We start from the raw sequence: 25,614 nt of genomic DNA on the forward strand, positions 1-25,614 counted from the left end.
TACAAGCGCTATGCTAACCCGACCTACTGGACTCAATAAAGGTGACAGAGTTATCAGTTTATAACCGCGCTAATAGTTCCGCTTTTTTGGTGCTGTACTCGCTATCAGACAAAATGCCTTTATCTTTCAGAGCAGCCAATTTCTCGATTGCGCCGAAAATATCGGCTTCCTGATTTTGATTTGCACTTGAGGTACTAACAGAATTAGCTTGAGTATAAACCGGTGCAGGTGTTGAGGGGGCTTGCAGCGGTTTTTGTACCGGCACGTTATCGATAGAAATGATGGGCAGGTTTTTAACGTCGACCAGTCCGAATTGACTGGTAAAAGTAACTGAGCCTCCTGTCGATTGTTGTTGGGAAAAGCCACCAATCTGATGATTTAATGTATCGTAAAGCGTTACCTGTCCATTGATATCAATAGCGAGTCGATTAATGGTGGCAAAGTAAGCATAGCGCACGTTATTTTGTGCACCTGTGCTGTTGGGGTTTTGCAGACCAGCGGGCCACCAGTTTCCGGAGCTGCCCGCAGGTGGTGGCACAAACAAACTTACTGCTCCGGTCGGTCCGGAGTTATTTTGTTGTTGCTGTCCGCCGTTGTTATTGGAATAACCGTTTCCAAAGTTGCTTTGTTCCTGATTGCCTTGACTCTGCGACTGAAAACTGCCGCTTTGGATAAGCCCCGGTTGATTGGCAATGAGCGTCGACAGCTCTTGACACAGTCCACCTACACTATTTTTTAAACCATTATTGAACATATCGCCCAACATAATCATGCCACCTTTCATCCATTGGCCGGAACCACCAAACTCACGATGATTAAACTGAGCCATGGAGCCATTGCCTTTAATGACTGACTGTAACATGCTGAATACGGCATCAGGACTAAAGTTATAGCGCTGTGCAATGTTATTGATTATTTGCTGGCCTTCCGGCGTAAGCTGTTTCATTAGAAAAGTCCGCTTGGGTTTAGATGGGGTATTACAAAGGATGAATCAGAAATAACAGGCTTTAGATTACAGATTGTTATTTACCATTCATTCTAGCCAGTTTAAATGAACAGTCTAGCAAAATCATTCAAAAATTTGAAATAGCGATTATGCCTGTAGGAAAATGATGACTCATTATTTCTCTTTTAATGTTAGTGACTTACTTCTTTATTAACATAGCACTTTTGTAGTGCAATTTGGATTAATTTGGTGCAAACAATCAACCCGTATTGGCTTTATCAAAAGATGATCTGATTTTTTATGTCGGCAAGTTTTATTGATTGTTTGATAGTTAACTTCAATTCAACCTTAAAAATAAATAATTAGTCGGCATATTAAGCCTGTAGTGGTTGCATTTGTTTTAACAGAAATAATGGCACAATATGTGCTAAAAATTTTATATAAATATGAATATAATGGTTCCATCAGGAAATAGACACGTTGCAAGCTATGAAAATAATTGATTCGCAAGACAAGCTGGATACTTACTACCAACAGGTACAAGATATCATTCTTAATAAACAGGACTGGATCAGTGGTTTGTTGCCTGCCAGTACTGCTGTTAATGCGCATGGTAACTATACCGATGCCTGGGTAAGGGATAATGTCTACAGTATTCTTGCCGTGTGGGGTTTGGCACTGGCTTATCGGCGTATTGAAGAAAATCAGGGGCGAACCTACGTTCTGGAGCAAAGTGTTGTTAAGTTAATGCGAGGACTGTTAACGGCAATGATGCGGCAGGCGCCGAAAGTTGAAAAATTTAAGCAGTCCCAAAATCCAATGGATGCTTTACATGCCAAATACGATACAAAATCGGGTGAGGTTGTCGTAGGCGATGATGAATGGGGACATTTACAACTGGATGCCACGTCATTATTTTTGTTGATACTGGCACAAATGACGGCATCCGGCTTACGTATTGTCTTTACCATTAATGAAGTCAATTTTGTACAAAATCTCGTTCATTATATCAGTCGAACTTACCGTACCCCTGACTATGGTATCTGGGAGCGAGGCAATAAAATTAACCACGGTGTCGCCGAGCTAAATGCCAGTTCCATCGGCATGGCAAAAGCCGCGCTGGAAGCGCTGTCGGGTTTTAATTTGTTTGGTAAGGAGGGCGGGCAAGCCTCTATCATTCATGTTGTTAGTGATGATATCGCCCGGACGAGAATTACCCTGGAATCACTGTTACCCAGAGAATCCATTTCTAAAGAAGCCGATTCAGCGGTTCTTAGTATCACCGGGTTTCCTGCTTTTGCGGTCGATAATCAAACCATTCGGGCAAAAACAGAAGCCATTATTTGTGGCAAGCTGGAAGGTCGGTATGGCTGTAAACGTTTCTTGTTGGACGGTCACCAAACAGCAATAGAAGATAGTCATCGCCAATATTACGATCCGCACGAATTAAAAAAATTCTCGGATATTGAATGTGAATGGCCGTTGTTTTTTACTTATTTATTGCTTAATAATTTATTTTCCGGCGATCACGAAGCCGCTACAACGTATCGTAACAAACTGAAAGATTTATTGGTTGAACAAAATGGTCAGCAATTATTACCTGAACTGTATGCTGTGCCAATAGATTTGATTGCTGCAGAAAAAGCCAACCCACATAGTCAGGAGCGGGTTCCGAATGAAAATATTCCGTTGGTTTGGGCGCAAAGTCTTTTTATACTGGGGTGTCTTATACAGGATGATTTACTTTCTTGTGACGATATAGATCCCTTGGGGCGACATAAAGTTGTTAATGAATCTAAGGATTGTAAGCTTCAAATTCAGTTGCTTGCACAAGATGAAACCGTACAGAAGAGCCTAAGGGAATACGGAGTTTTTACGCAAACACTTGCTGAAACAGCGCCTTTGCAGATAAGGGATGCGAGTGAATTGGCTCAAGCTTTTACCCAGGTAGGCAGAAATGACCGCATTGGTTTGACAGGCAGACCTTTGCGGCAATTGCGAACACTGGCAACCTCCAAAATGTATATATTAGCCGGTGAGTGTTTGCTTTTTTTACCGCAGTGTCTTAATCAAAAAGGCTTTTATCTTGCGATGGACAACCGTTTGCTGATTGAGCGATTACGGTTGGAACTATTGTATATTGGTAAACATTGGGATAGACCGGGTAACCCGTTGGTTGTTATCACTATAAAACAAAATATGTTGGATGGTTATCACCGTGAAGTTCTCATTGAATTTATTAAAGAACTGCAACAAGGCTATAGTCAAGGCATCTCTTTACAGCTTGGGAGTATTTTGGATTTTGTAGCAACATCAAGTCATGAAGTTATTAACTACTTACATGATTTTAAATTTTCCAAAGCGTCATGGGATGAAGCGGAGCGACCTTTTTTTCTGGCATTACCCATAGATAGCAACCCGCCAGTACCCTTAAATACAGAGATATTGACAGAATGGGAAATTGCTACCGATGATACCTTGCTTGAGCAATTAAAAGCCAATGCTAATCTTTACGCGCAACTTGAAGTATTAAGCTTGCTAAGTCTTCGTCACGGCCTGGATTATGATACCGGCTTAACAGCAATGGGTGGCACTGCCAGTTGTGTGCGTGATCTGTTGGAAGAAATCTATGAACGTGCCGGCGATCAACATACCTGGTATATACTGAGACGCGCTGCCGGATTACTGGGTAAATATGATATCAATCTGGAGCAGACAGCAACCGATATACTGGTTCGTCAACATGCACTGACCTTGGGCCGCGCTTACAGCGGCAGAGCTACCTTGACGCGTCCTGCCGATTCGTCAGAAATATTGGATATTATTCGTGCTTATAATGATGATGCCAGTGAGCATATTATTATTCAGGAATTAATTCTTTACTTAGGGATGTTGATTAAGTCTAATCCGGAATTGTTTACCGATATGCATACAGTGCGGGTAGGGCATATCCTGCAATTGATTATTGTCAGGCAGCAGCGTGAATCAGGCCACACCACATTAGATCAGGCATTTAACGAAATTCTTTCTTTGGCACCTTACCAATTGGCCATAAAAGTAAAAGAGACGCTGGAAGATTACAACGATACCGAGAATCAACTAAATTTAGCTGAAATACTGCATTATGAGGGTTCCTTGTCCGAGACTGCCAATCATGAACTAACCAGTGTACGTTTCTTAAAAAACACCGATCCAAAAGACCAGGAAGAAATTAACGATTGGTACGAGTGGCGAGAACAGCAAGGTAGTGTCGGCAGAGAAAATAATGCTTTTTTTACCAGCGTCCGGGATATCTTGCACCATTGCAAGGGAGTAATGATCGGTGAAAAATTGAACAGTAAAAATCGCTTGGATAGCGAGAATACCTTGTCACAAATGACGGCGGGCGAACAAAGTTTCAAATTACATGTTAGCCATTTGCTTAATAAAATTCAGGCACCGGTCTATCGCCAATTAACGGTAGAAGCTTTGCAAGCCTTAGCCTCTATTTTTCGTGAAAATGTATCACTACATATTGATGATACGTTGTTAACAGATATTATTATTGGCCATGCCGTAAAAATTAGCTGGTTACAAGCCTATCCCGAAAACAAAGAAAATTATGATGAAAGCGTGTCTTTGGCATGGCAAGAATTTTATCGCTTACCACCACATAAAGTTGCCAATGGCATTCTTGATGCTTTAATACATCTACTTAACAATGACTTAAGGAGTCAATAGTGATACTAGCGGGCGACATAGGTGGAACGAAGACAGTATTATCCCTTTTGATCAAAGAGCCCAACGGTTCGTTGACTTGCCTGCAGGAGCAAACTTACTCAAGCCAACAGTTTTCGATATTTGATGATATTTTAACGGCTTTTTTACCTGCTGATGCAGCGATTACTTCGGCGTGTTTTGGTGTTGCAGGCCCGGTTGTTAATCAACGCTGCCAAACGACCAATTTACCGTGGTTGCTGGATGCCACAGCGCTAAAAATAAAATTGGGTACGTCCAAGGTAAAGCTGCTAAATGATCTGGAAGCCATGGCGCTGGGTATGCTGTATTTACCCAAACAGGATTTGATCGAGTTAAATCCCGAGGCAGAACCCCAAGCGGGTAATATTGCTGTCATCGCGGCTGGAACCGGCTTGGGCGAAGCTATTCTTTATTGGGATGGCAACAAGCATCATGCTATGGCTACCGAAGGCGGGCACAGTGATTTTGCAGCCCAAAATATTCAGCAAGATTTGTTATTGGCTTATCTTAGAAAACTAACCCCTGATCATGTCAGTTACGAGCGCATTCTGTCAGGTATTGGTTTTAGCCATTTGTATGATTTTTTCTGTACTCAGGGTTTTGCATCTTGCCCTGATGTTCCTGAGTCAACTGGCGGTATCGATAGAAATGCCGTCATTTCAAGGCTGGGCGTTGCCGGTGAAGACCCTTGTTGCACAGAAGCAGTAAGACTCTTTGTTGAGTTATATGGCGCGGAAACCGGTAACCTGGCGTTAAAGTCACTGGCTACCGGCGGGGTTTACATCGGTGGCGGCATAGCTCCAAAAATATTACCGGCATTACAAAATGGACAATTTATACAGGCGTTTAAAGCGAAAGGCCGTCTGGGCGCTTTACTCAATAAAGTGTCGGTCAAATTATCTTTAAACCCGCGCACACCGATAATTGGCGCTATTAATTATTTTGATTTTGAAGTCGATTCTGTGCTACCTGAACAATAATATCGGTAATAAAAAACTACTGTTTTTGGTAGGTTCCAATCAGTTCGGCCTGATCAATAATATGTCCTGTCATGGCTTTTTCAAGTTGGGTTTTGTCGGGATGATGCAGATCCGGCAGCTCAATATCCAGGGCATAGAGTTTATGAAAGTATCTATGCCGACCGACAGGTGGGCAGGGGCCGCCATATCCGGTCTTTTTCCAGTCATTTTTTCCTTGTTGTATGCCTGCTGGCAAGTCGCTTTCAGTGATAGCTTGGGGTAATTCCCTAACAGTCGGCGGTATATTATAAAGTAGCCAATGTACCCATGTCATTTTGGGTGCAGCAGGATCCGGTGCATCCGGATCATCAACAATTAATACCAGGCTTTGAGTGTTTTTCGGGAGTTGCGACCAACTTAACGTGGGTGAGCTGTTATCGCCTTCACAAGTAAAAGTTTTTGGAATTTCTCCGCGATGGACAAAATCCGGTGAAACGAGCTGTAAAGTCATGTTTTGTTCTCCTTCAATGGCCAGTGCTGGCGTCATGGTAAAGATACCAACAAGTAAACAGATTAAGCGGATAACAGGGTGCTGATAAATTAAGTTCATAGATCACCTGATAACTGAAGTCACATAACTCGTAAAAATATCACGAAAAAATGTTTTAAGGTACCAGAGATTGTTCAATTATCGTGAAATTTGCAGCCTGCAGCCTAAAAATGACCGTATTATTTAAAGCCGTCTTGTTTAATCTTTGCCAGCCATTTATAGAAGCCTTTTCTGTCAAACAGAAAATATAAAAATAGCAGGAGAAACGGCCATAATAATAAGGCCGCTATTTTAAATGCAGTTCCAATATCCATGATGATCGCCTTTTTTTAATCAAAAGTTATACTATTGTTTTAAGAGCTGCACGATAACATTGAACAGCCCGCCCGTTGTCGTGCCCAATCGGGGCGTTTGGCAGCAAACTCTTCTTTGTCTGGCTGTTCGTCATAAGGATGCCGCAATAATTCCAATAACTCATTAACCATGACAAAGTCACCTTGCTCTGCTTTGTCAATGGCAAGCTGGGCAAGATAGTTTCGCAGCACGTATTTAGGGTTAACAGCGTTCATTTGCTGTTGTCTTTCTGCATCAGGCGTACAGTCATTTTGTACTCGTTGACTATAGTGCTTTAACCAAAGAGATAAGCGGGTTTTATATTCCGGCGTTATTTGCTCTGGAACGTAATAAGCGACAGCCAACAGATTAAGCGCTGCATCATAATCAAACTCGGTTGATAGCGGCTCTGCATTGATTACTATCTTGGCCAATTGACGATAAAAAATAGTCATATCGGTTTCTACCAGTTGCAATAGAACAATCAATTCTGTGCATAAGTCATCGTCTGTTGCCTTGTTAAAAGCCTTTAGGCCAAGTTTGCCAGCCATCATGGTTTGCCAGCCTTGTTCAAAGGTTTCCGTGTAAACCGCCATGGCTTCCTGAAAAGGCTCTACTTGTTCAATCAATGGATAAACAGCATTAGCCAGTTGCCCCAGATTCCAGAAAGCGATTTGCGGCTGATTGCCAAAACGGTAACGTCGCTGTTCGGCATCGGTTGTGTTTGGCGTCCAGTTTGGATCGTAATTTTCGAGCCAGCCGTAGGGGCCATAATCAATGGTAAGACCCAGTATTGACATATTGTCAGTATTCATCACGCCATGAACAAAGCCGACGCGTTGCCAGTGTACAATCATTTCTGCGGTTCTTCTGCAGACTTCGGTAAACCAAGTGATATAGACTGCTGGTGAAGGCTCTCCCAAATGTGGAAAATCAGTGCGTATGGTGTAATCGACCAGTTTTTTCAGCAAAGCAATATCGCGGCGTGCCGTTAAAATTTGAAAGTTACCAAAGCGGGTAAATGAAGGCGCTACCCGACAAACCACAGCCCCTGGTTCCGCTTTGGGATTGCCGTCGTAAAACATATCCCGAATAACATTTTCACCCGTTAACATCAGACTTAATGCTCGTGTGGTCGGCACTCCCAAATGATACATGGCCTCGCTACATAAAAATTCACGTACGGATGATCGCAATACGGCCAAACCATCGGCTGTTCTGGAGTAGGGCGTAGGCCCTGCGCCTTTAAGTTGTATGGCCCAGCGCTCGCCTTTTTTATTGACGATTTCGCCCAGATTAATGGCACGACCATCACCGAGTTGACCTGCCCAGTTACCAAACTGATGGCCGCCATAGCACGTTGCATAGGGATCCATCCCTGCTATCAGGTTGTTACCGGCAAAGGCTTGGGTAAAATCATCCGCTTCGCAAGCATCGGTAGTCAAATCCAATAGTTCAGCAACTTCTCTTGAATATGCCACTCTTTGCGGATTTACAACCGGAGTTGGTTTTACCCGGGAGTAACAGGCACCAATGACTTGGCGGCGATTATTAATGGTTTCTTCATCTGCCGGTAATTCACGGATAAAGCGATTATCGAAAATTAAATCATCGAGTTTGGACATTATCGTTTGAGAAGTCATAAGGGATAAACAGGAATTATGATGATTGACGAAAACCCCCAATACTCATCCATAAATATTGGGGTCTGTTTTTTATGTAGTCTATCATCTTGGAGACATCAGTTGATGTATGAAAACCAAAAAAATATGAAACTATTGGTTATCAACTAATATGGTGCAGGGCATAGGGTGTACTGTGAGCGTATATCTTATAGTACCTTTCGCATACGGCACACCCTACAGATTTTGGAAATTTTCTTACGCCTGACTATTTAAATAGTCTTCATAATTGCCGGCAAAATCAACTATCCCGTGGGGTGTCAATTCAATAACCCGTGTCGCCAGTGAAGAAACAAATTCACGGTCATGGCTGACAAAAATCAAGGTGCCGGGGTAGTTTTCCAAGGCAGTATTTAATGACTCAATGGATTCCATATCAAGATGGTTGGTGGGTTCATCCATCACCATAATGTTGTTTTTTTGTAGTATCAGCTTGCCGAACATCATACGACCCTGTTCGCCACCGGAGATGACTTTAACTGATTTATTAATGTCGTCGGCACTGAATAATAAACGTCCCAAGGTACCGCGCAGGGCCTGATCGTCGTCAGATTCTTTTCGCCATTGACTCATCCACTCAATTAATGTGGCATCTTCGGCAAAATCTTCGGAATGATCCTGGGCAAAATAACCCACTTCCGAGTTTTCTGACCATTTAACTTCACCGACATCCGGCACTAATTCACCGACCAGCGTGCGCAATAAAGTTGATTTACCAATACCATTGGGGCCAATAACAGCAACGCGCTCACCAACAGGAATCATTAAATTCAACTTTTTAAATAAAGGCTCTTCACCGTAACCTTTACTCAGGTTTTCAACTTCTAGCGCCAATCGATGCAATTTTTTAGTTTGCTCAAAGCGCAGAAAAGGATTGACCCGACTGGATGGTTTAACTTCATCCAATTTGATTTTATCTAATTGTTTTGCTCGTGAAGTGGCCTGTTTGGCTTTGGAAGCATTGGCCGAGAAACGACTGACAAAGGTTTGCAGTTCGGCTATCTGAATTTTTTTCTTGGCATTTCCAGACAGAAGGCGCTCACGAACTTCGGTAACTGCTATCATGTAATCGTCATAATTACCGGGATAAACACGCAGTTCACCATAATCCATATCGGCCATGTGCGTACAGACACTATTTAAAAAGTGACGATCATGCGAGATGATAACCATGGTGCAATTACGCTGATTCAGTATGTCTTCAAGCCAGCGAATAGTGTTGATGTCCAGGTTGTTGGTCGGCTCATCCAGCAACATGATATCGGGATTGGAAAACAAGGCCTGGGCTAACAATACCCGCAACTTCCAGCCTGGGGCAACTGCACTCATTAAGCCGGTATGTTGTTCCAGTGGAATATCCAGTCCCAGCAGGATCTCACCTGCGCGAGATTCGGCGGTGTAGCCGTTGTATTCTGCAAATACCGATTCAAGTTCGGCGGCATGCATATAATCATCTTCGGAAGCTTCCAGATTGGCGTAGATGGCGTCGCGTTCTGACATAGCAGCCCACATTTCTGCATGCCCCATCAATACTACGTCCAACACCCGGTAGTCTTCAAAAGCGAATTGATCCTGACGTAAATTACCGAGTCGCTCATTGGGACTGGTGCTGACGTTGCCAGCTGAAGGCTCTAAATCGCCGCTCAAAATTTTCATAAAAGTTGACTTACCGCAGCCATTTGCGCCAATCAGGCCGTAACGGTTGCCGTCGCCAAATTTGACAGAGACGTTTTCAAACAGGGGTTTGGCCCCAAACTGCATGGTGATGTTAGCTGTAGAAATCAAGGTATTGTTCTCAAGGGTAAAGGTAAAAAAAGCAGGGTTAAGAAAGGTGTGTCACACTTGAACGACTTACTCCCTCTTTTGTTGGCGAGGGTTGCGTGAATAATAATACTTCAGTGTGTCGTGCATGTTACCAAGGCTAATAATTAAGCCATATTTCAGGCACGATGTGAGCAGTTTGTTGATCGTCACTGACCCAAATCTGTCCATCCTGGAGACTGATTTGTAATTGCATGACCCGTTTTATTAACAAGCCAAGCTGATCAGTTGCCGATTTAGGCAGGTTTACGACTGTTAAATTATTAAAGCGTTCCAGTTTGGGTTCAATTTGTTTCCACCAAACGCTATTACGTCCGCCATAGCTGTATATGATGACTTTATCAGCCCGACTACAGGCCTTGCGTATGCGTTTTTCATCTGGCATACCGACATCTATCCATAGTTCAATATCATCGGTCAGACTTTTCTGCCAAAGATCCGGTTCATCATCACTACTCAGGCCTTTGGAGAATTGCAGGTATTCATGGGCATTGGCTACGAAAGCAAGCAAACGCACCATCATGCGCTCTTCAGTTTCGGAGGGATGTAGTGCGATGGTCAGGTTATGTGGCTGGTAATAGCCGTTGTCAATGTTGGCTATCTGACAGTCGGCTTTATAGATGGTTGACTTAAGCGCCATTGAATGTATTTGCGTATGAGTTAATTGCACTATCTTATCAGATTTTAAGGGCTGAGTATTTTGTCACTCAATGTAAAGAGGAAAATAACTGATTGAAAGAGTCCTTGAACGTATAATTTTTTTAAAAAAAAGAGCATGTTCGGGTACTATAGGCGACATAAAGATAAGTCTTAAGGTGGGTAATGTTTTTAAGCGGATAGTAAAAGGTTAAGCTTTAACAGTTGAGAACAAGCCTTTTTTTACAAAAATAATCTGCATAATTGTACCTGTTAAAATAACAGATACATGAGTTTTTACCCAAATTGGCTTACGCTGAAAAAAGAAATTTTTTAATGGCTGTTAACAGTTTAATGACAAATAGTCGTTTTAATAAATAGACTAAAAATTTAGGAGAATATATGCTTAATAAAGTGACGTTAATTGGCCGATTGGGTGCTGATCCTGAAGTCCGTTATATGCCAACGGGTGGTGCTGTAGCCAACATAACCTTAGCGACTAATTTTAGATGGAAGGATAAACAATCAGGTGAGAAAAAAGAATCTACCGAATGGCACAGAGTCGTATTTTTTAACCGTTTGGCTGAAATCGCCGGTGAATACTTAAAAAAAGGCAGTCAGCTTTATGTAGAAGGGCGTTTGCAAACGCGAAAATGGCAAGGGCAGGATGGACTGGATCGCTATACTACCGAAATTATTGCCACAGAAATGCACATGTTGGACAGCCGTAGTGGTGGTACCAGCAATTTTGGCGGTGATCAAGCTCAGATGGGCGGGCATTCTGCACCATCATCAAAACCTGCATACCAGCCTCAGCAACCCGCACAGCAAAATAATCCGGGATCGACTCCTCCGCTCCCTAATTATGATGATTTTGATGACGATATACCCTTTTAACGGACACCTTAATATCATTATGTAAAGAATATCAATAAACTTATATTTTTATGGAGTTATTAAAATGGCAACGAAGCAATCAAGGGTTATTTATCAAATAAAAATTTCATTGATGGGTGCCAAACCGCCCATTTGGCGTACTGTTTTAGTTGCCAGTGATATAGGTTTATCTGCCTTTCATGATGTCATTCAGGTTGTAATGGGCTGGACCAACAGTCATTTACACCAATTTATTGCCAATAAAACATTTTATAGTGTCCCCGATGGAGATTATGATCTGGAAACGGAAGACGAGACACAATACACGTTGGCGCAATTGTTAACAAAGGAAAAGGATTCCCTGATTTATGAATATGATTTTGGGGATAGCTGGGAACACAAAATACTGCTCGAAAAAATACTGCCTTTTGATACTGAAATTGCCTTGCCTGTTTGCCTTAAAGGTAAGCGTGCCTGTCCACCAGAAGATTGTGGTGGTATCTGGGGTTATGAAGAGCTTATTGCAATAGTTTTAGATCCCAAACATGCTGAGTATGAAGATACGTTGGAATGGTTAGGCGGGGAATTTGATCCCGAAGAGTTTGATCTTGACGCTATTAATGATGATCTGACTGAGTATTTTCAATAGCTTGACGCTAATATGGATAACAATAAAACCCAACTGGATAGTGGTATTGCCTTGATTAAGGCCTTGTCTGAAGCCAGTGCATATCAGCATAAAGTAACGGCTTTTAGTCTTGTTGAAACGCATATTTCCTGGGTGCTGTTAACCGGGAAATATGCCTATAAAATCAAGAAACCGGTTAACTTTGGCTTTCTGGATTTTTCTACGTTAGAGAAACGCCGGTTTTTTTGTCATGAAGAAATACGCCTTAACCGGCGATTGGCGCCGGATTTATATCTTGATGTGGTAGCAATAACCGGTAGTCCTGATCAGCCAACCATGGAAGGTGGAGGGGCGGTTATTGAATACGCCGTTAAGATGCTTCAATTTCCCGCAGGATTTACCTTAAGTGAGCTTGCCGAAAGTGGGCAATTAACTGTAAATGAAATCGATCAAATTACCGGTATTGTTGCTGATTTTCATGATGTTATCGAAAAAGCTGATATTGCCTCTCCCTATGGTCAAAGTGAAGGTATCAAACATTGGTTTAACGAGAATTTTGATCATATAAGGCCCTTGCTGGTCGATGAAAAACAAAAACAGCAACTCCAGGTTATCGAGACTTGGGGTAATGATGAATGGCATGATAAAGCCGAATTAATGGAGCTACGCAGGGGGCAAGGCTATATCCGCGAATGTCACGGTGATTTGCATTTAAGTAACATGACGCTTATCAACGGCAAGGTAACGCTGTTTGATTGTATCGAGTTTAATCCGCTGCTACGCTGGATTGATGTCATCAGTGAGCTCGCTTTTCTGGTGATTGATCTACTGCACGTTGGCTATGAGTGTTACGCTTACCGATTACTCAACCATTATCTGCAACATTCCGGTGATTATCAGGGACTGGCTTTATTGCGATACTATCTGGTTTACCGTGCGCTGGTGTGCGCCAAAGTTTCATTGTTGCGCAATGCCCAGCAATTAAATGATCCTGTCTGTAATCAGCCTTGTTTAAAATACCTTGAGTTTGTTACTCTGGCCGAGCGATTTACTACGGTAAAGCCGGTGGTTTTAATCATTACTCATGGCTATTCAGGCTCCGGTAAATCTACTTATGCCGGTCAGCTTGCCGAAAAAATGGGGGCTTTGCAAATACGTTCAGATATAGAACGTAAACGCTTATTTGGCTATCAGGCACAGTCAGATACCGGGAGTGATCTTGATAGCGGGCTTTATACCCGGGAGGCCGGACATAAAACTTATCTGCATCTTGCCGGTTGTGCAAAAAATGTCATTAAAGCAGGTTTCTCTGCCATTGTTGATGCAGCTTTTCTTAAAGCTGATCAGCGCGACTTATTTAAAAATCTTGCCGCAGAATGTGGCGTACGATTTATTATTGTTGATTTTAAGGCATCTACAGAAGCGTTATGTCGGCGTATAAAACAACGACAAAATGATGCCTCAGAAGCGACGACTGATGTATTACTCCATCAACTGCAATGGGCAGAAGTTCTGTCCGCTGAAGAACAAATTAATGTAATAACGGTTAATACCGAAAGCGATAAAGCGTTGGATAGCTTGTTTAACTGCATGCCAACAAACCACTAAAAATAAATATGATGGAAATTTCTATGAAAAAAATACTGACGTATAGCTCATTATTACTTGTTTTCTTGACACCTTCCGCGCAGTCAGAAGAAATTGGCTGTATTACTACATCGTGGAAATTGATTGGATCAAATCACAAAGTCTGCGTGCAGGCCTTTGATGATCCCAAGGTAAAAGGCGTTGCTTGTCATATTAGCCAAGCTCGTACCGGGGGTATTGCCGGGGCATTTGGCGTCGCTGAAGATCCTTCGCAATTTTCTATTGCCTGCCGTCAGGTCGGTCCCATTATTATTGATGGAAAGTTGCCGAAAGAAGAAACAGCCTTTAGCGAAGATACCTCGCTGTTTTTTAAAGAAACCAAAGTCAGTCGTTTGTTTGATGCTAACCGTAACACCTTGATTTATGTGGCTATTAGTCGAAAATTGATTGAAGGTGCACCGGCAAATAGTATCTCTACTGTTCCGATTATGCCGTGGACTGAGAAATAAATAGTGGTAGGGCAGGTCGGGTGCAGTTTATATGAACAGATTTTCTATATTACATGAATATAAAAGAGGCTAAATAAATTACGATCACCGTAATGAAAAGTACTTTTACTTTGTCGATTAACGACAAGTCTTGCCAGTAAACAATTGTGTGAGTTTTGCATTGTGTCCATATTACCGGGAGCGTTTTTTTTAACCAATAAAAAAACCGCCGCAGCGTGATCCAGAGATAATAAAGCGGTATTCCGGCAATGCCGACCAGCAAATAGAAAACAATGGTTTGAGTTTCGTGCAGTTCAGTATGAAGTAAGTGTTCGACGACATGATCCAATAGGGATTCAAGCCATTCAAACGAGATAAATAGTAACTCAAAGAAAAAATGGACTACCCCAAATAATAATCCGATAATCACATCAGGCATTGTTATTATTATGACAATGCCGATGAGAATCAAGCCGTAAAGAACCTTTCGATTAGAGGTTAAAAGCATTTGTCATCCTGCCTGTGATTTAAAAGGGGCGAAGCTAAAAACAACTTGCCCCTTATTAGTTTCATTTTAAGCTTTGCGTCCAAACCTTGGCATTTCTAAACATCCGCATCCACGCACCATACTCGCTCCAATTATCAGGATGCCATGAATTTTGCAGTGTTCTAAAGCAGCGTTCGGGGTGAGGCATCATAATAGTAAAGCGTCCATTACTGGTCGTTAATCCGGTTATGCCTAAAGGCGAGCCATTAGGATTGGCAGGAAAATCAGTCGTTACTGCGCCATAGTTGTCAACATAACACAAGGCGACGGCTTGTGCATCAAGTGCTGTCTGAGGATCGCCAATAAACTCTGCGCGACCTTCGCCATGGGCAATGGCAACCGGCATTCTGGAACCTTCCATACCGACCAATAAAATGGACGGTGATTTTTGTACTTCAACCATTGCCACTCTGGCTTCAAATTGTTCCGAGGTATTGCGCATAAAGCGTGGCCAATGCTCGGCTCCAGGAATTATTTCTTTTAAGCCTGACATCATCTGACAACCGTTACAGACCCCCAGGCCAAAGGTATCAGGGCGTTGAAAAAATGCCGCAAATTCTGCTCTGGCGAGCGGATTAAAAAGAATGGATTTAGCCCAGCCACCACCCGCACCGAGTACATCGCCATAAGAAAAACCACCGCAGGCAACCAGTCCGGTAAAATCACGCAAACTTACCCGTCCATGAATAATATCAGTCATGTGTACATCAATGCTGGTAAAACCTGCCCGATCAAACGCCGCTGCCATTTCTACATGACCATTGACGCCTTGTTCACGCAAGATGGCAACCTTGGGTCTTAACGTTGATGCAAACGGTGCGGTGATATCCTCATTAACGTCAAACGTTAAGGTTGCTGTTAAGCCGGGATCATTATCATCGGTAATACGATCAAACTGTTGTTTCGCACAATCAGGATTATCACGCAAAGCCTGCATCCGGTAACTGACTTCTGACCAGATGGTTTGCAATTCGGCACGGCTGGCAGAATAAACCGGATTATCTTTAAAATTGATGGTTAATTGTGGTGCTTTTAGCACTTTACCTATAACGAAAGTACAATTTTTTAGGCCTGATTGCTGTAATAAATCAATTACCTGTTCACAATCGCTGGCATGGATTTGCACTACTGCGCCTAGTTCTTCATTAAACAAGGCAGACAGAGCGTTATCGCCCAGTTCATCAATTGACAAGGAAACGCCCAATCGGCTGGCAAACATCATTTCAGCTACGGTCGTTAATAAGCCGCCGTCTGAACGGTCATGATAGGACAGCAATTTTCCTTGGCTATTGAGTGATTGAATAGCATTAAAGAAGTCTTTCAATAATTCCGGGTCATCTAAATCGGGGCAGTCATCACCCATTTGGTTATAAACCTGCGCCAGTACCGAAGCACCCAAACGATTTTTACCTGCACCCAAATCAATTAAAATTAATACGCTATCTTCAATATCCTGCATCTGAGGGGTCAGTGTTTTACTGACATCAATGACGGGAGCAAATGCGGTAACAACCAGCGATAACGGTGACGTCATGACTTTTTCGTCGGAGTTATCTTTCCACACGGTTTTCATCGACAATGAATCCTTACCGACCGGTATGGCAATGCCCAGTGCCGGGCATAATTCCATGCCGACTGTTTTAACGGTATCAAATAACGCGGCGTCTTCACCTTGAAAACCCGCCGCTGCCATCCAGTTGGCAGATATTTTAATTTTATTGAGTGATTCTATCCGGGCCGCAGCCAGATTGGTTATAGCCTCGCCGATCGCCATACGACCGGACGCGGGGGCATCAATTACAGCAATCGGTGAACGTTCACCCATTGCCATGGCTTCACCGGTTAAAGCATAAAAACCGGATGCCGTGACGGCAACATCAGCCACCGGGACTTGCCAAGGACCAACCATTTGATCGCGTGCGACCAGTCCCGTTACTGAACGGTCACCGATATGAATGAGAAAGCTTTTATCAGCGACTGCAGGAAAAGACAATACCCGTTCAACAGCTGCTTGTAGAGTCACGTCACTAAAGTTTAGTGCCTTGGTAGCCGGTTTTATATGTTGGGCATTCCGGTGTAGTTTGGGTGGTTTGCCAAACAATATTGACATCGGGATATCAACCGGTTTATCGCCTAATAAGGCATCATTAAGCAACAGATGTTCTTGTTCAGTAGCAGTACCTATAACCGCATGCAGACAATGCTCGCGCTCACAAAAAGCGCTAAACAGCGGTAATGATTCAGGTTTGATAGCAACCACATACCGTTCTTGCGCTTCATTGCACCAGATTTGCATAGGTGACATGCCTTTATCGGCATTGTGTACATTTCTTAATTCAAACTGTCCGCCACGTTCGCAGTCATGGATAATTTCAGGGACGGCATTGGATAAGCCGCCAGCGCCAATATCATGGATGGAAATAATGGGGGTGTCGTTACCCATCGAATTACAGTGATTAATAACTTCCTGGCAGCGACGTTCCATTTCAGGATTTTCGCGTTGTACCGAGGCAAAATCAAGGTTTTCACAACCGGCACCGGATGCTTGTGACGATGCAGCTCCACCACCCAAACCGATGAGCATGGCCGGGCCGCCTAATATAATGATTAACGAACCAGCTGGAATAGGGTGTTTATCGACCAACATCGGGCGAATATTACCCATGCCACCGGCAATCATAATGGGTTTGTGGTAACCTTTAAATTCATGACCGTTACTACCTGGTGCCGGTTGTTCAAAGCTGCGAAAATAACCGGCGATATTAGGCCTGCCAAATTCATTATTAAAAGCAGCGCCGCCTAACGGACCTTCCAGCATAATCGCTAGCGCTGAGGCAATACGCTCCGGCTTACCATTATCTTGTTCCCACGGTTGAATAAATCCGGGGATTTTTAAATGCGATACGGAAAATCCGGTTAAGCCCGCTTTTGTCGCCGAACCTCTTCCTGTTGCGCCTTCATCCCGAATTTCACCACCCGAACCGGTTGCTGCTCCCGGGAAGGGAGAAATAGCCGTAGGATGATTATGGGTTTCAACTTTCATCAGTAAATGCACGTCTTCTTCGATGTAACCATATTCGCCAGTCAGGGCATTGCGAATAAATACGGCTGCTTTAGAGCCAACAGCTACCGAAGCATTATCATGATAGGCCGATAAAATGCCTTCCGGATTTTTATCGGCGGTGTTACGTATCATGGCAAATAAAGATTGGGCTTGCTCTACGCCATCAATAGTCCAGTCGGCATTAAAAATTTTATGTCGGCAATGTTCGGAATTGGCTTGAGCGAACATCATCAGTTCAACATCGGTAGGATTTCTACCGAGATTTTTAAAGCTGTCACTTAAATAATCAATCTCATCATCTGACAACGCCATGCCCAGTTGTAAATTTGCCTTAACCAGTGCCTCACGACCTTGTTCGATGATCTTGATATCGACTAATGGCTTGGGTTGGTGTTGGGTAAATAAATCTGGTTCTGCATTATCAAATAAGACCGTCTGGGTCATGCGGTCGTGTAGTAAAGTTGATAACTGTGTTTTAACCTCTGTTGACAGTGGTTTGTTGGCTGCCAGTAAGTATTCAATACCACGTTCTATACGTTTGATGGTGGATAAACCACAGCGCTGGGCAATTTCTGTTGCTTTACTTGACCAAGGTGAAATAGTGCCTGATCGTGGCACGACCAAAAGAATTTCACTGTTTGAGTGGCTTGTTGATGATAAGGAACCATAAGCCAATAGCTGATTTAGAATGACTTTTTGGTCAGCAGTCAAGTCATCTTCAAGATCTATAAAGTGAATAAACCGTGCTGAAACGGCAGTGATACTTGCTTCTATCGCTTGTAATTCAACCAGTAGTTTATTGACACGAAAGTTGGATAATGCAGATGTTCCAGAAATTTTTAACATGTGAGTAAAACAGTAAATGTTGGTTGTTAGATTAACGTTGCGTAAATTGACACGAGCGGTTGTCGGGTTGGCATAATCCAACCCAACCTATGGAAATTAAGATCGCTATTTCTTTGCCAAATCAGCTTTAATGGTTTCTTCCAAAAGCATTAGTAACTTGGCGCTGTCAGTATCAGACAATGGTTGTTGGTCTTTATCAAGAATAACAACATCGGTTTGCTGATCATTTCCTTCCAGCTTGAGTAGATAGGTTTTGTCATTATTTTCAATTCCGGTGAAGAAGAATGCAACATCAGCCCAGTAAGATTCATCTTTTACTTGTTGCCCTTCAGCATCATATTGAAGCGTAATCAGTTTTGCTTCCTGATTGCGCTCAGTGACTTCAATAGCTTTTCGGCTTAATGCCTTATTGACGATGCGCCAGGTTGCAATAAACGGCGTGTTGATACGCAACCGATTTCCACCATCAGTCATTTGAATGCGCTCAACTGTAATTGCCGTATTGGGTATGATGACCTCGGTTGTCGGCGTTACTGTGGATGTGGCGTCTTCAGTCGGGTTATTAGCGGCTGCCTCTGGCATATTGGCATCAGTGTCACTACTAACAGCAGGGGCTGTCGATGTAGTTACACTGGGAACGTAGTTATTTTTTAAATCATTAGGCAAAATTAGCGGGGGAATTTCAGTTGTGTACTGATAATCTTTTTCTTTGTCAGGAAACAAGCTTTTGACGTAACTGCAAGCGGATAGACTAAGCAACAGGGTTGCCATAATGAAAAGTGAGCCAATTTTAACGTTCATTAAATGACTTCAGCCTTACGCATTGCATCGCGTACTACGGTAAAACAATCCTCGGTTAACCAGGTTAACGGCAAGCGAATACCTTTACCCATCAAGCCCATTTCAGCAACCGCCCATTTAACCGGAATTGGATTGGATTGAATAAACAGGTTTTCATGTAAGTCTGCCAGTTTTATATCGATGGCTAATGCGGTTTCTTTATCACCAGATATTGCCGCCATGATCATTTCATGTACCAGACGTGGGGCAACGTTACCGGTTACCGTAATCGTACCGTTACCACCTAAAAGACAAAATTCACGGCTGCTGGCATCATCCCCGGTATAAATTGCAAAATCGACACCGGCCAAATCTCTTATGGTTTTGACTCTGGATAGGTCGCCTGTCGCTTCTTTAACGCCAACAATATTCTTGATATGGGCTAAGCGTCCAACAGTTTCAGGTAACATATCGCAGGCGGTTCGCCCGGGTACATTATATAAAATTTGTGGTATATCAACCGCTTCAGCAATGGCTTTGTAATGCAGATACAAGCCTTCCTGAGTTGGCTTGTTGTAATAGGGCGTTACAATCAGGCAGGCATCGGCACCCGCTTGTTTGGCCTTGCGTGTCAGTGTTATTGCTTCAGTGGTTGAGTTTGCTCCTGTCCCGGCAATAACCGGAATTTTGCCGGCAACAAAATCAACAATAGACTTAATAACATCACAGTGCTCATCTTCATTCAGGGTCGCAGATTCCCCTGTGGTGCCTACAGCAACAAGGGCATCTGACCCTTGCTCAAGGTGATAGTCGACTAATTTTTTCAGGCTGTCCTTATCCACTGCACCATTTTCATACATCGGTGTGACTAACGCTACGATACTACCTTGAATCATGAAATTTCTCGATCAGAATTGATACGGTTACAAAACTGCGCTTATTATAACAAGCAAATACCTAAAAAAGGTATAAGGTGCAAAACGCAAGGCTAAATAGATTTTTGTGTCGGGTCAAAAAATGATTGGGTGCTGATTTGTTTGTTTATCTTTACGCTGCAAGTTTGTCTATCAATATCATTAACTTTTCTGGCTAATGTTTCTTATATAAAATAAAGCCGACTAAAATACATCGGGATTAATTAACAGTAAATTAATTATTGGTTCTAACAAAAACCACTTGCTACAATAAGCGGCCAGTCCTGTAACTAGCCCTAAAGTACATTAAGTATTATATTTTTTCGTGCTTTTTTTCACAGTTTTTTTAACTTTTTTCACTCGCTGTTATGCCCCAAAAACCATCTTCATTTAAAAGATCTTTGTCGTTCCAAAATCGGACGATGGCTTTTTTTTATACTCAAATTGAACAACAACAACGAATTTTGCAACGTATACGTACAGTTTTGCCTGAAGTATTGGCAAAACAGGTTCGGCATAGTCTTATAAAGGACAAAAAATTACTAATTTATACAGATTCTGCCATATGGGCATCACAGTTACGATTTTATAAAAGCGTAATTCTTGCTTCCATTGCAACATTAACAAGAACGCCCGTTGAAATATTGCAAATCAAAATTATTGCCGGTCAATCAGGGGCGGGGGTGGGGACTGAACGGAAGGCAAAAATACCCTCTATAGAAAAGATAGAGGTTATCCGAAACCATGGTCTGACTGTTTCGGATAATCAACTCAGATCTGCATTGCTAAGACTAAGTGCGACACTGGAAAGGCTATCCAGTAAAGTTTAGGTAATTTCTGCGTTTTATCAGCTATCCAATCGGGGAGCTTCTGCGGAACGCATAAAAGAAATTGGCGCTTCATCTTCATCAGAAAAAGTAACCATTTCCCAAGCGTCTTTGTTATCCAATAAGGTACGCAGTAATTTATTATTTAAGCCGTGACCTGATTTATAGCCGGTAAATTCACCAATCAAGCTATGTCCCAACAAATATAAGTCGCCAATTGCGTCAAGAATTTTATGTTTAACAAATTCATCAGCGTAGCGTAACCCATCTTCGTTGAGGATTTTATTATCGTCAACAACGATAGCATTATCAAGACTTCCACCCAGAGCAAGATTATTTTCTCTTAGCATATCGATATCTTTCATGAAGCCAAAGGTTCTGGCTCGACTCACTTCTTTAACAAAAGTTGTTGAAGAAAAATCCATCGTGGCTGTTTTTACATGCTCTTCAAAAGCCGGATGCTCAAAGTCAATCGTAAAAGTCACTTTAAAGCCTTCGAATGGATTAAATTCAGCCCATTTATCGTCATCTTCAACCCTGATACTATGCTTGATTCGAATATATTGTTTCGGGGAGTCCTGTTCCTCAACCCCGGCTGCTTGAAGTAAAAATACAAAGGGTCCTGCGCTACCGTCCATGATCGGTATTTCTGCCGCATCGACATCAATAATAGCGTTATCTATTCCTAATCCCGCAAAAGCCGAGAGTAAATGTTCTATTGTTGAAATCTTTACCTCACCGGCAACCAATGTCGTTGACAATACGGTTTCACCAACGTTTTTTGGTGTTGCCTGAATAGTCACTGGTTCGGCCAAATCCACTCTGCGAAATCTGATCCCCGTATTGGGTTCAGCAGGTCGTAAAGTTAAATTTACTTTATCGCCTGTATGTAAACCTACGCCTGTAGCTCTTATGGTGTTTTTTAAAGTTCGCTGTTTAATCATAAAATAAATAACGCCGAATGGATTGGCAAAAAATCGCTAATTCTATCACAATTTGATCCCAAAAAAGATATTGAATCTACTTTCATTTTAATTAGGATAAAGCAGTATTATTTTTTTGCCAAAAAAGACCTGATTGGAGTATTAAAACTCACAAGCTTTAATAATTAATACAAAGGCATTGCGGTAGTTAAACCTGTAATAATTAATGCTAATATAGGCATCATTTTTAGTCATTGCCACTATGTTAAAGAAAATTTTTAATCGAAAACCCCCTCAACAATACCCTGATTTAACAGGATTACTTGAAAAGCAATATTATAATCAAGTCGCTCAACAGCATATACAGTTCGATAACGCGCAATTTTTCGCCTTACAACACCTACAGATCCTTCTCGAGCATCTATTGATTAGCGTCAATTATGGTCAAAAATCAGCCGCCTATAAGTTATTTGCCTTGCCTCCAGAAAAATGCCAAAGTTTGTATCTATACGGTGACGTTGGTCGTGGCAAATCAATGTTGATGACGTTATTTTATGAAACTTGTCCTTTTGAGAAAAAAAAACGCATACATTTCACTATGTTCATGTTGGAGGTTCATGCTTTTATTCATGAATGGCGACAGCATAATAATACCGATGCGGTTTCTGCTTTGGCAAAAAAAATCAGATCATCAGCCCTGCTACTTTGTGTGGATGAGTTTCATGTTACTGATATAGCGGATGCCATGATTTTGAAAAGATTGTTCACTCAGCTTTTTAAGTTGGATACATTAGTGGTTATTACGTCTAACCGTCACCCGGATGATTTATATCAGGGTGGCTTGCAAAGAGAGCAATTCTTGGGCTTCACCAAATTGTTGCAAGAAGAGTCTAAAATTATTGAACTGGTTGCTAAAGAAGATTATCGTCTCATGCATTTGTGCTCACTTAAAACGACTTATTATTTTCCTTTGGATACCCAGTCGGGTAATTTTGTGCAGCGAACTTATAACGAATTGACGCATTTTTCAGCACAAAAAACCGGTATTTTATCCCTATTGGGAAGGCAGGTTATGTTATCCTCGGTACACGAAGACATCGCTCTTGGTACTTTTGATGAGCTTTGCGTACAACCTTTGGGTTCAGCTGATTACAAGGTAATTGCTAATCAATTCAGTACGTTGATTGTATCTGAAATTCCCAAGCTGTCAGCAGAAAGACATAACCAGGCCAAGCGTTTTATGACATTAATAGATGCGCTTTATGAGTATAAAGCAAAACTGATTTGTACTGCTGAAGTACCCCCTCAAGAGCTTTATACCGAAGGTGAGGGGGCATTTGAATTTAGACGTACGATATCAAGATTAATTGAAATGCAATCAGAGGCTTATTTGCAGAGCAAGCATATCAAGGACTTATAGGCAGGCTTTATTTGCTACGAAGCTTGAAGTTGCTTTTGTACGTGCCCTTTGATGTTGATGAATTTTGAAGTTCTTTTGTTTGGTTATATTTCGATAACAACCATTTGTCTGGCAAAATATTTATGAGGTGCAACGATGGTATTATTGGCAACGCCAATTTGTGATTTTGGTAAAAAAGCTGTTGATTTTAGCTTGCCGGGTGTTGATGGCCGCATCTGGTCGCTGGAACAATGCCGGGGAAAAAATGGTTTATTGGTACTATTTATTTGTAATCATTGCCCTTATGTTAAAGCGGTGCAAGAGCGGATTGTTAGAGATACCCTCGAACTTAAACAGTTTGGTATTGAATCCGTTGCCATTATGTCGAATGATCCGGCTGAATATCCGGAAGATTCGTTCGGTAATATGAAGTTACTTGCCTCCCGACTTGATTTTGGTTTTCCTTATTTATTTGATGAAACCCAGCAGATAGCCAAGCAGTACGATGCTATCTGCACGCCAGACTTTTTTGGGTATAATAGTCACCTTGAATTACAGTATAGAGGCAGGCTTGATGCCAGCAGAAAAGAAACCGCTCCTGCTGATGCCTACCGTGACCTCTTTGAAGCCATGAAGCAGGTTGCTGAAACCGGCAAAGGCCCGCAACAACAGATTTCCGGCGTGGGTTGTTCCATCAAATGGAAATAGACACATTAAACACACAAACTAAGAGAGTAAAATATGTCAATTCAAAACATGGTTGATCTGGATTTATCAGGAAAGCGGGTATTAATTCGTCAGGATCTTAATGTCCCTGTAAAAAATGGTGAAGTAACCAGCGATATTCGTATTCAGGCCAGTGTTCCAACCATTGAAAAAGCATTGGCTGCGGGAGCTGCCGTGATGTTGTTATCACATCTCGGTCGTCCTGTTGAAGGTCAGTATGACGAAGCATCTTCTTTAAAACCTGTTGCTGAACGCTTGGCAAAATTGTTGGGGAAATCGGTCCGATTAGAAAAAGACTGGCTGGACGGTATTGTTATTGCGCCGGGTGAAGTTGTACTTTGTGAAAACGTGCGCTTCAATGTTGGCGAAGAAAAAAATAGTGACGAGTTAGGCAAGAAAATGGCCGCTCTTTGTGATATTTTTGTTATGGATGCTTTTGGTACTGCGCACAGAGCACAAGCTTCAACCCATAGTGTCGCCAAATTTGCACCGATTGTTTGCGCCGGGCCTTTATTGGCCAGTGAACTGGAAGCCTTGGGTAAGGCCTTGGAAACACCTGCCAAACCATTGGTAGCGATTGTCGGCGGTTCTAAAGTATCAACCAAATTAACAGTATTAAAATCATTATCTGAAAAAGTAGATCAGTTAATTGTTGGTGGTGGCATTGCCAATACTTTTATTGCTGCTGCAGGTTTTCAAGTCGGCAAATCGCTATATGAAGCTGATTTATTGGAAGAAGCCAGGCAATTAATCGCCGCTGCAAAAAAAGCCGGTTCTGCCATCCCTATTCCTGTTGATGTGGTTTGTGCCAAAGAATTCTCTGAAACTGCCATTGCTACAATAAAAAAGGTTGAGGATGTTGAAGCCGATGATTTAATTCTGGATATAGGTCCTGATACGGCAAAACAGTATGCTGAATTGATAAAATCAGCCGGCACTATTGTTTGGAATGGCCCGGTCGGCGTATTTGAAATTGAACAGTTTAGTCACGGTACCCAGGCACTGGCAACAGCCATCGCTGAAAGCAGTGCTTTTTCAATTGCCGGTGGTGGTGATACCTTGGCAGCTATTGATAAATACGGCATCAATGATCAGGTTTCATATACCTCGACAGGTGGCGGCGCTTTTCTTGAGTTTCTTGAAGGTAAAGAATTGCCAGCTGTTGCCATTTTAAAATCACGCAGCCATTAGTAAAACAGGGTATCAAGATTATAAAAGAGCCATTTGCGCTGCCTTGTAGCCTTTGATTTATCTAGCCTACAGAGCCACCTAAAAATCGTTTACCCCAATTTTCAACGGTAGAATAAGGGTTTGAGAGGTACGATCACGGTTTTTTTCGGGTTT

At 42.2% G+C, this 25,614-nt stretch carries 21 protein-coding genes; 10 read left to right on the forward strand and 11 right to left on the reverse strand.

All coding sequences use genetic code 11. The features are described from left to right. Positions 1-58 precede the first annotated feature (58 nt). The gene (locus N7974_RS14960; RefSeq protein ID WP_262966394.1) at positions 59-946 is read right to left on the reverse strand and encodes an SHOCT domain-containing protein; all 888 of its coding nucleotides are present in this window, start codon (positions 944-946) and stop codon (positions 59-61) included. A 489-nt stretch (positions 947-1,435) separates the two neighbouring features. On the opposite strand from N7974_RS14960, the gene N7974_RS14965 reads away from it, so the two are divergent. Further along, the gene (locus tag N7974_RS14965) at positions 1,436-4,666 is read left to right on the forward strand and encodes a glycoside hydrolase family 15 protein (protein WP_262966395.1); all 3,231 of its coding nucleotides are present in this window, start codon (positions 1,436-1,438) and stop codon (positions 4,664-4,666) included. Next, on the forward strand, positions 4,666-5,664 hold the full coding sequence (gene glk, locus N7974_RS14970) for a glucokinase (RefSeq protein WP_262966396.1): 999 nt from the start codon (positions 4,666-4,668) through the stop codon (positions 5,662-5,664). Before N7974_RS14965 ends, glk begins: the two co-directional genes overlap by 1 nt. A 16-nt stretch (positions 5,665-5,680) precedes the next feature. Here the strand turns inward: glk and N7974_RS14975 are convergent, their stop codons facing one another. The 5 genes from N7974_RS14975 to N7974_RS14995 form a co-directional block, all read right to left on the reverse strand. After that, complete coding sequence (locus N7974_RS14975; protein ID WP_262966397.1) at positions 5,681-6,253, reverse strand: YbhB/YbcL family Raf kinase inhibitor-like protein; 573 nt, start codon at positions 6,251-6,253, stop codon at positions 5,681-5,683. A 119-nt stretch (positions 6,254-6,372) separates the two neighbouring features. Beyond that, positions 6,373-6,507: a hypothetical protein gene (locus N7974_RS14980; protein ID WP_262966398.1), complete on the reverse strand. Its 135-nt coding sequence runs from the start codon at positions 6,505-6,507 to the stop codon at positions 6,373-6,375. A gap of 39 nt (positions 6,508-6,546) precedes the next feature. After that, positions 6,547-8,169: a protein adenylyltransferase SelO gene (locus tag N7974_RS14985; protein ID WP_262966399.1), complete on the reverse strand. Its 1,623-nt coding sequence runs from the start codon at positions 8,167-8,169 to the stop codon at positions 6,547-6,549. A gap of 237 nt (positions 8,170-8,406) precedes the next feature. Further along, complete coding sequence (locus tag N7974_RS14990) at positions 8,407-9,993, reverse strand: ABC-F family ATPase (protein WP_262966400.1); 1,587 nt, start codon at positions 9,991-9,993, stop codon at positions 8,407-8,409. Between the two features lie 136 nt (positions 9,994-10,129). Then, positions 10,130-10,669, reverse strand: a complete 540-nt coding sequence (locus N7974_RS14995; RefSeq protein ID WP_262966401.1) for a YaeQ family protein — start codon at positions 10,667-10,669, stop codon at positions 10,130-10,132. A gap of 398 nt (positions 10,670-11,067) precedes the next feature. Between N7974_RS14995 and ssb the strand changes: the two genes are divergently transcribed. From ssb to N7974_RS15015, 4 genes are all read left to right on the forward strand, one after another. Further along, entirely contained in the window at positions 11,068-11,562 is a 495-nt protein-coding gene (gene ssb / locus N7974_RS15000) for a single-stranded DNA-binding protein (protein WP_243217803.1), read from the forward strand. 64 nt (positions 11,563-11,626) lie between these two features. Then, positions 11,627-12,190: a plasmid pRiA4b ORF-3 family protein gene (locus tag N7974_RS15005; RefSeq protein WP_243217791.1), complete on the forward strand. Its 564-nt coding sequence runs from the start codon at positions 11,627-11,629 to the stop codon at positions 12,188-12,190. A gap of 12 nt (positions 12,191-12,202) precedes the next feature. Continuing rightward, the gene (locus N7974_RS15010) at positions 12,203-13,777 is read left to right on the forward strand and encodes a bifunctional aminoglycoside phosphotransferase/ATP-binding protein (protein ID WP_262966402.1); all 1,575 of its coding nucleotides are present in this window, start codon (positions 12,203-12,205) and stop codon (positions 13,775-13,777) included. Between the two features lie 23 nt (positions 13,778-13,800). Then, positions 13,801-14,265: a CreA family protein gene (locus N7974_RS15015; protein ID WP_243217789.1), complete on the forward strand. Its 465-nt coding sequence runs from the start codon at positions 13,801-13,803 to the stop codon at positions 14,263-14,265. A 49-nt stretch (positions 14,266-14,314) separates the two neighbouring features. On the opposite strand, the gene N7974_RS15020 is transcribed toward N7974_RS15015, so the two are convergent. The 4 genes from N7974_RS15020 to dapA all read right to left on the reverse strand — a co-directional run bounded on the left by N7974_RS15020 (position 14,315) and on the right by dapA (position 20,377). Beyond that, the gene (locus N7974_RS15020) at positions 14,315-14,752 is read right to left on the reverse strand and encodes a hypothetical protein (protein WP_243217788.1); all 438 of its coding nucleotides are present in this window, start codon (positions 14,750-14,752) and stop codon (positions 14,315-14,317) included. A gap of 61 nt (positions 14,753-14,813) precedes the next feature. Beyond that, positions 14,814-18,701, reverse strand: a complete 3,888-nt coding sequence (purL, locus tag N7974_RS15025; protein ID WP_262966403.1) for a phosphoribosylformylglycinamidine synthase — start codon at positions 18,699-18,701, stop codon at positions 14,814-14,816. Between the two features lie 105 nt (positions 18,702-18,806). Further along, positions 18,807-19,502 carry an outer membrane protein assembly factor BamC gene (gene bamC / locus N7974_RS15030; protein WP_262966404.1) on the reverse strand — a complete coding sequence of 232 codons (696 nt, stop codon included), beginning with the start codon at positions 19,500-19,502 and terminating at the stop codon, positions 18,807-18,809. Then, the gene (dapA, locus tag N7974_RS15035) at positions 19,502-20,377 is read right to left on the reverse strand and encodes a 4-hydroxy-tetrahydrodipicolinate synthase (RefSeq protein WP_262966405.1); all 876 of its coding nucleotides are present in this window, start codon (positions 20,375-20,377) and stop codon (positions 19,502-19,504) included. Before dapA ends, bamC begins: the two co-directional genes overlap by 1 nt. Before the next feature lie 440 nt (positions 20,378-20,817). Here dapA and N7974_RS15040 point away from each other — a divergent pair, with 440 nt between their 5' ends. After that, a complete protein-coding gene (locus N7974_RS15040; RefSeq protein WP_262966406.1) occupies positions 20,818-21,225 on the forward strand; it encodes a DUF721 domain-containing protein in 408 nt (135 codons plus the stop codon). Between the two features lie 17 nt (positions 21,226-21,242). Here the strand turns inward: N7974_RS15040 and lpxC are convergent, their stop codons facing one another. Continuing rightward, positions 21,243-22,166, reverse strand: coding sequence for a UDP-3-O-acyl-N-acetylglucosamine deacetylase (gene lpxC, locus N7974_RS15045; protein WP_262966407.1), 924 nt, complete (start codon positions 22,164-22,166; stop codon positions 21,243-21,245). 241 nt (positions 22,167-22,407) lie between these two features. On the opposite strand from lpxC, the gene zapE reads away from it, so the two are divergent. The 3 genes from zapE to N7974_RS15060 all read left to right on the forward strand — a co-directional run bounded on the left by zapE (position 22,408) and on the right by N7974_RS15060 (position 25,461). Next, a complete protein-coding gene (gene zapE / locus N7974_RS15050; protein ID WP_262966408.1) occupies positions 22,408-23,565 on the forward strand; it encodes a cell division protein ZapE in 1,158 nt (385 codons plus the stop codon). Positions 23,566-23,700: 135 nt separating this feature from the next. Next, on the forward strand, positions 23,701-24,252 hold the full coding sequence (locus N7974_RS15055) for a thioredoxin family protein (protein WP_262966409.1): 552 nt from the start codon (positions 23,701-23,703) through the stop codon (positions 24,250-24,252). A 33-nt stretch (positions 24,253-24,285) separates the two neighbouring features. Continuing rightward, positions 24,286-25,461 carry a phosphoglycerate kinase gene (locus tag N7974_RS15060; RefSeq protein WP_262966410.1) on the forward strand — a complete coding sequence of 392 codons (1,176 nt, stop codon included), beginning with the start codon at positions 24,286-24,288 and terminating at the stop codon, positions 25,459-25,461. Positions 25,462-25,614: the final 153 nt, after the last annotated feature.

The sequence above is a fragment of the Methylobacter psychrophilus genome, assembly GCF_025583945.1.
Lineage (GTDB): Bacteria > Pseudomonadota > Gammaproteobacteria > Methylococcales > Methylomonadaceae > Methylobacter_C > Methylobacter_C psychrophilus.

Excerpts from the sequence above, each read along its gene's own strand:
- N7974_RS14960 (WP_262966394.1), bottom strand. The coding sequence starts at position 946 with ATGAAACAGCTTACGCCGGAAGGCCAGCAAATAATCAATAACATTGCA.
- N7974_RS14965 (WP_262966395.1), top strand. The coding sequence starts at position 1,436 with ATGAAAATAATTGATTCGCAAGACAAGCTGGATACTTACTACCAACAG.
- N7974_RS14975 (WP_262966397.1), bottom strand. The coding sequence starts at position 6,253 with ATGAACTTAATTTATCAGCACCCTGTTATCCGCTTAATCTGTTTACTT.
- N7974_RS14980 (WP_262966398.1), bottom strand. The coding sequence starts at position 6,507 with ATGGATATTGGAACTGCATTTAAAATAGCGGCCTTATTATTATGGCCG.
- N7974_RS14985 (WP_262966399.1), bottom strand. The coding sequence starts at position 8,169 with ATGACTTCTCAAACGATAATGTCCAAACTCGATGATTTAATTTTCGAT.
- N7974_RS14995 (WP_262966401.1), bottom strand. The coding sequence starts at position 10,669 with ATGGCGCTTAAGTCAACCATCTATAAAGCCGACTGTCAGATAGCCAAC.
- ssb (WP_243217803.1), top strand. The coding sequence starts at position 11,068 with ATGCTTAATAAAGTGACGTTAATTGGCCGATTGGGTGCTGATCCTGAA.
- N7974_RS15005 (WP_243217791.1), top strand. The coding sequence starts at position 11,627 with ATGGCAACGAAGCAATCAAGGGTTATTTATCAAATAAAAATTTCATTG.
- N7974_RS15010 (WP_262966402.1), top strand. The coding sequence starts at position 12,203 with ATGGATAACAATAAAACCCAACTGGATAGTGGTATTGCCTTGATTAAG.
- N7974_RS15015 (WP_243217789.1), top strand. The coding sequence starts at position 13,801 with ATGAAAAAAATACTGACGTATAGCTCATTATTACTTGTTTTCTTGACA.
- N7974_RS15020 (WP_243217788.1), bottom strand. The coding sequence starts at position 14,752 with ATGCTTTTAACCTCTAATCGAAAGGTTCTTTACGGCTTGATTCTCATC.
- purL (WP_262966403.1), bottom strand. The coding sequence starts at position 18,701 with ATGTTAAAAATTTCTGGAACATCTGCATTATCCAACTTTCGTGTCAAT.
- bamC (WP_262966404.1), bottom strand. The coding sequence starts at position 19,502 with ATGAACGTTAAAATTGGCTCACTTTTCATTATGGCAACCCTGTTGCTT.
- dapA (WP_262966405.1), bottom strand. The coding sequence starts at position 20,377 with ATGATTCAAGGTAGTATCGTAGCGTTAGTCACACCGATGTATGAAAAT.
- N7974_RS15040 (WP_262966406.1), top strand. The coding sequence starts at position 20,818 with ATGGCTTTTTTTTATACTCAAATTGAACAACAACAACGAATTTTGCAA.
- lpxC (WP_262966407.1), bottom strand. The coding sequence starts at position 22,166 with ATGATTAAACAGCGAACTTTAAAAAACACCATAAGAGCTACAGGCGTA.
- zapE (WP_262966408.1), top strand. The coding sequence starts at position 22,408 with ATGTTAAAGAAAATTTTTAATCGAAAACCCCCTCAACAATACCCTGAT.
- N7974_RS15055 (WP_262966409.1), top strand. The coding sequence starts at position 23,701 with ATGGTATTATTGGCAACGCCAATTTGTGATTTTGGTAAAAAAGCTGTT.
- N7974_RS15060 (WP_262966410.1), top strand. The coding sequence starts at position 24,286 with ATGTCAATTCAAAACATGGTTGATCTGGATTTATCAGGAAAGCGGGTA.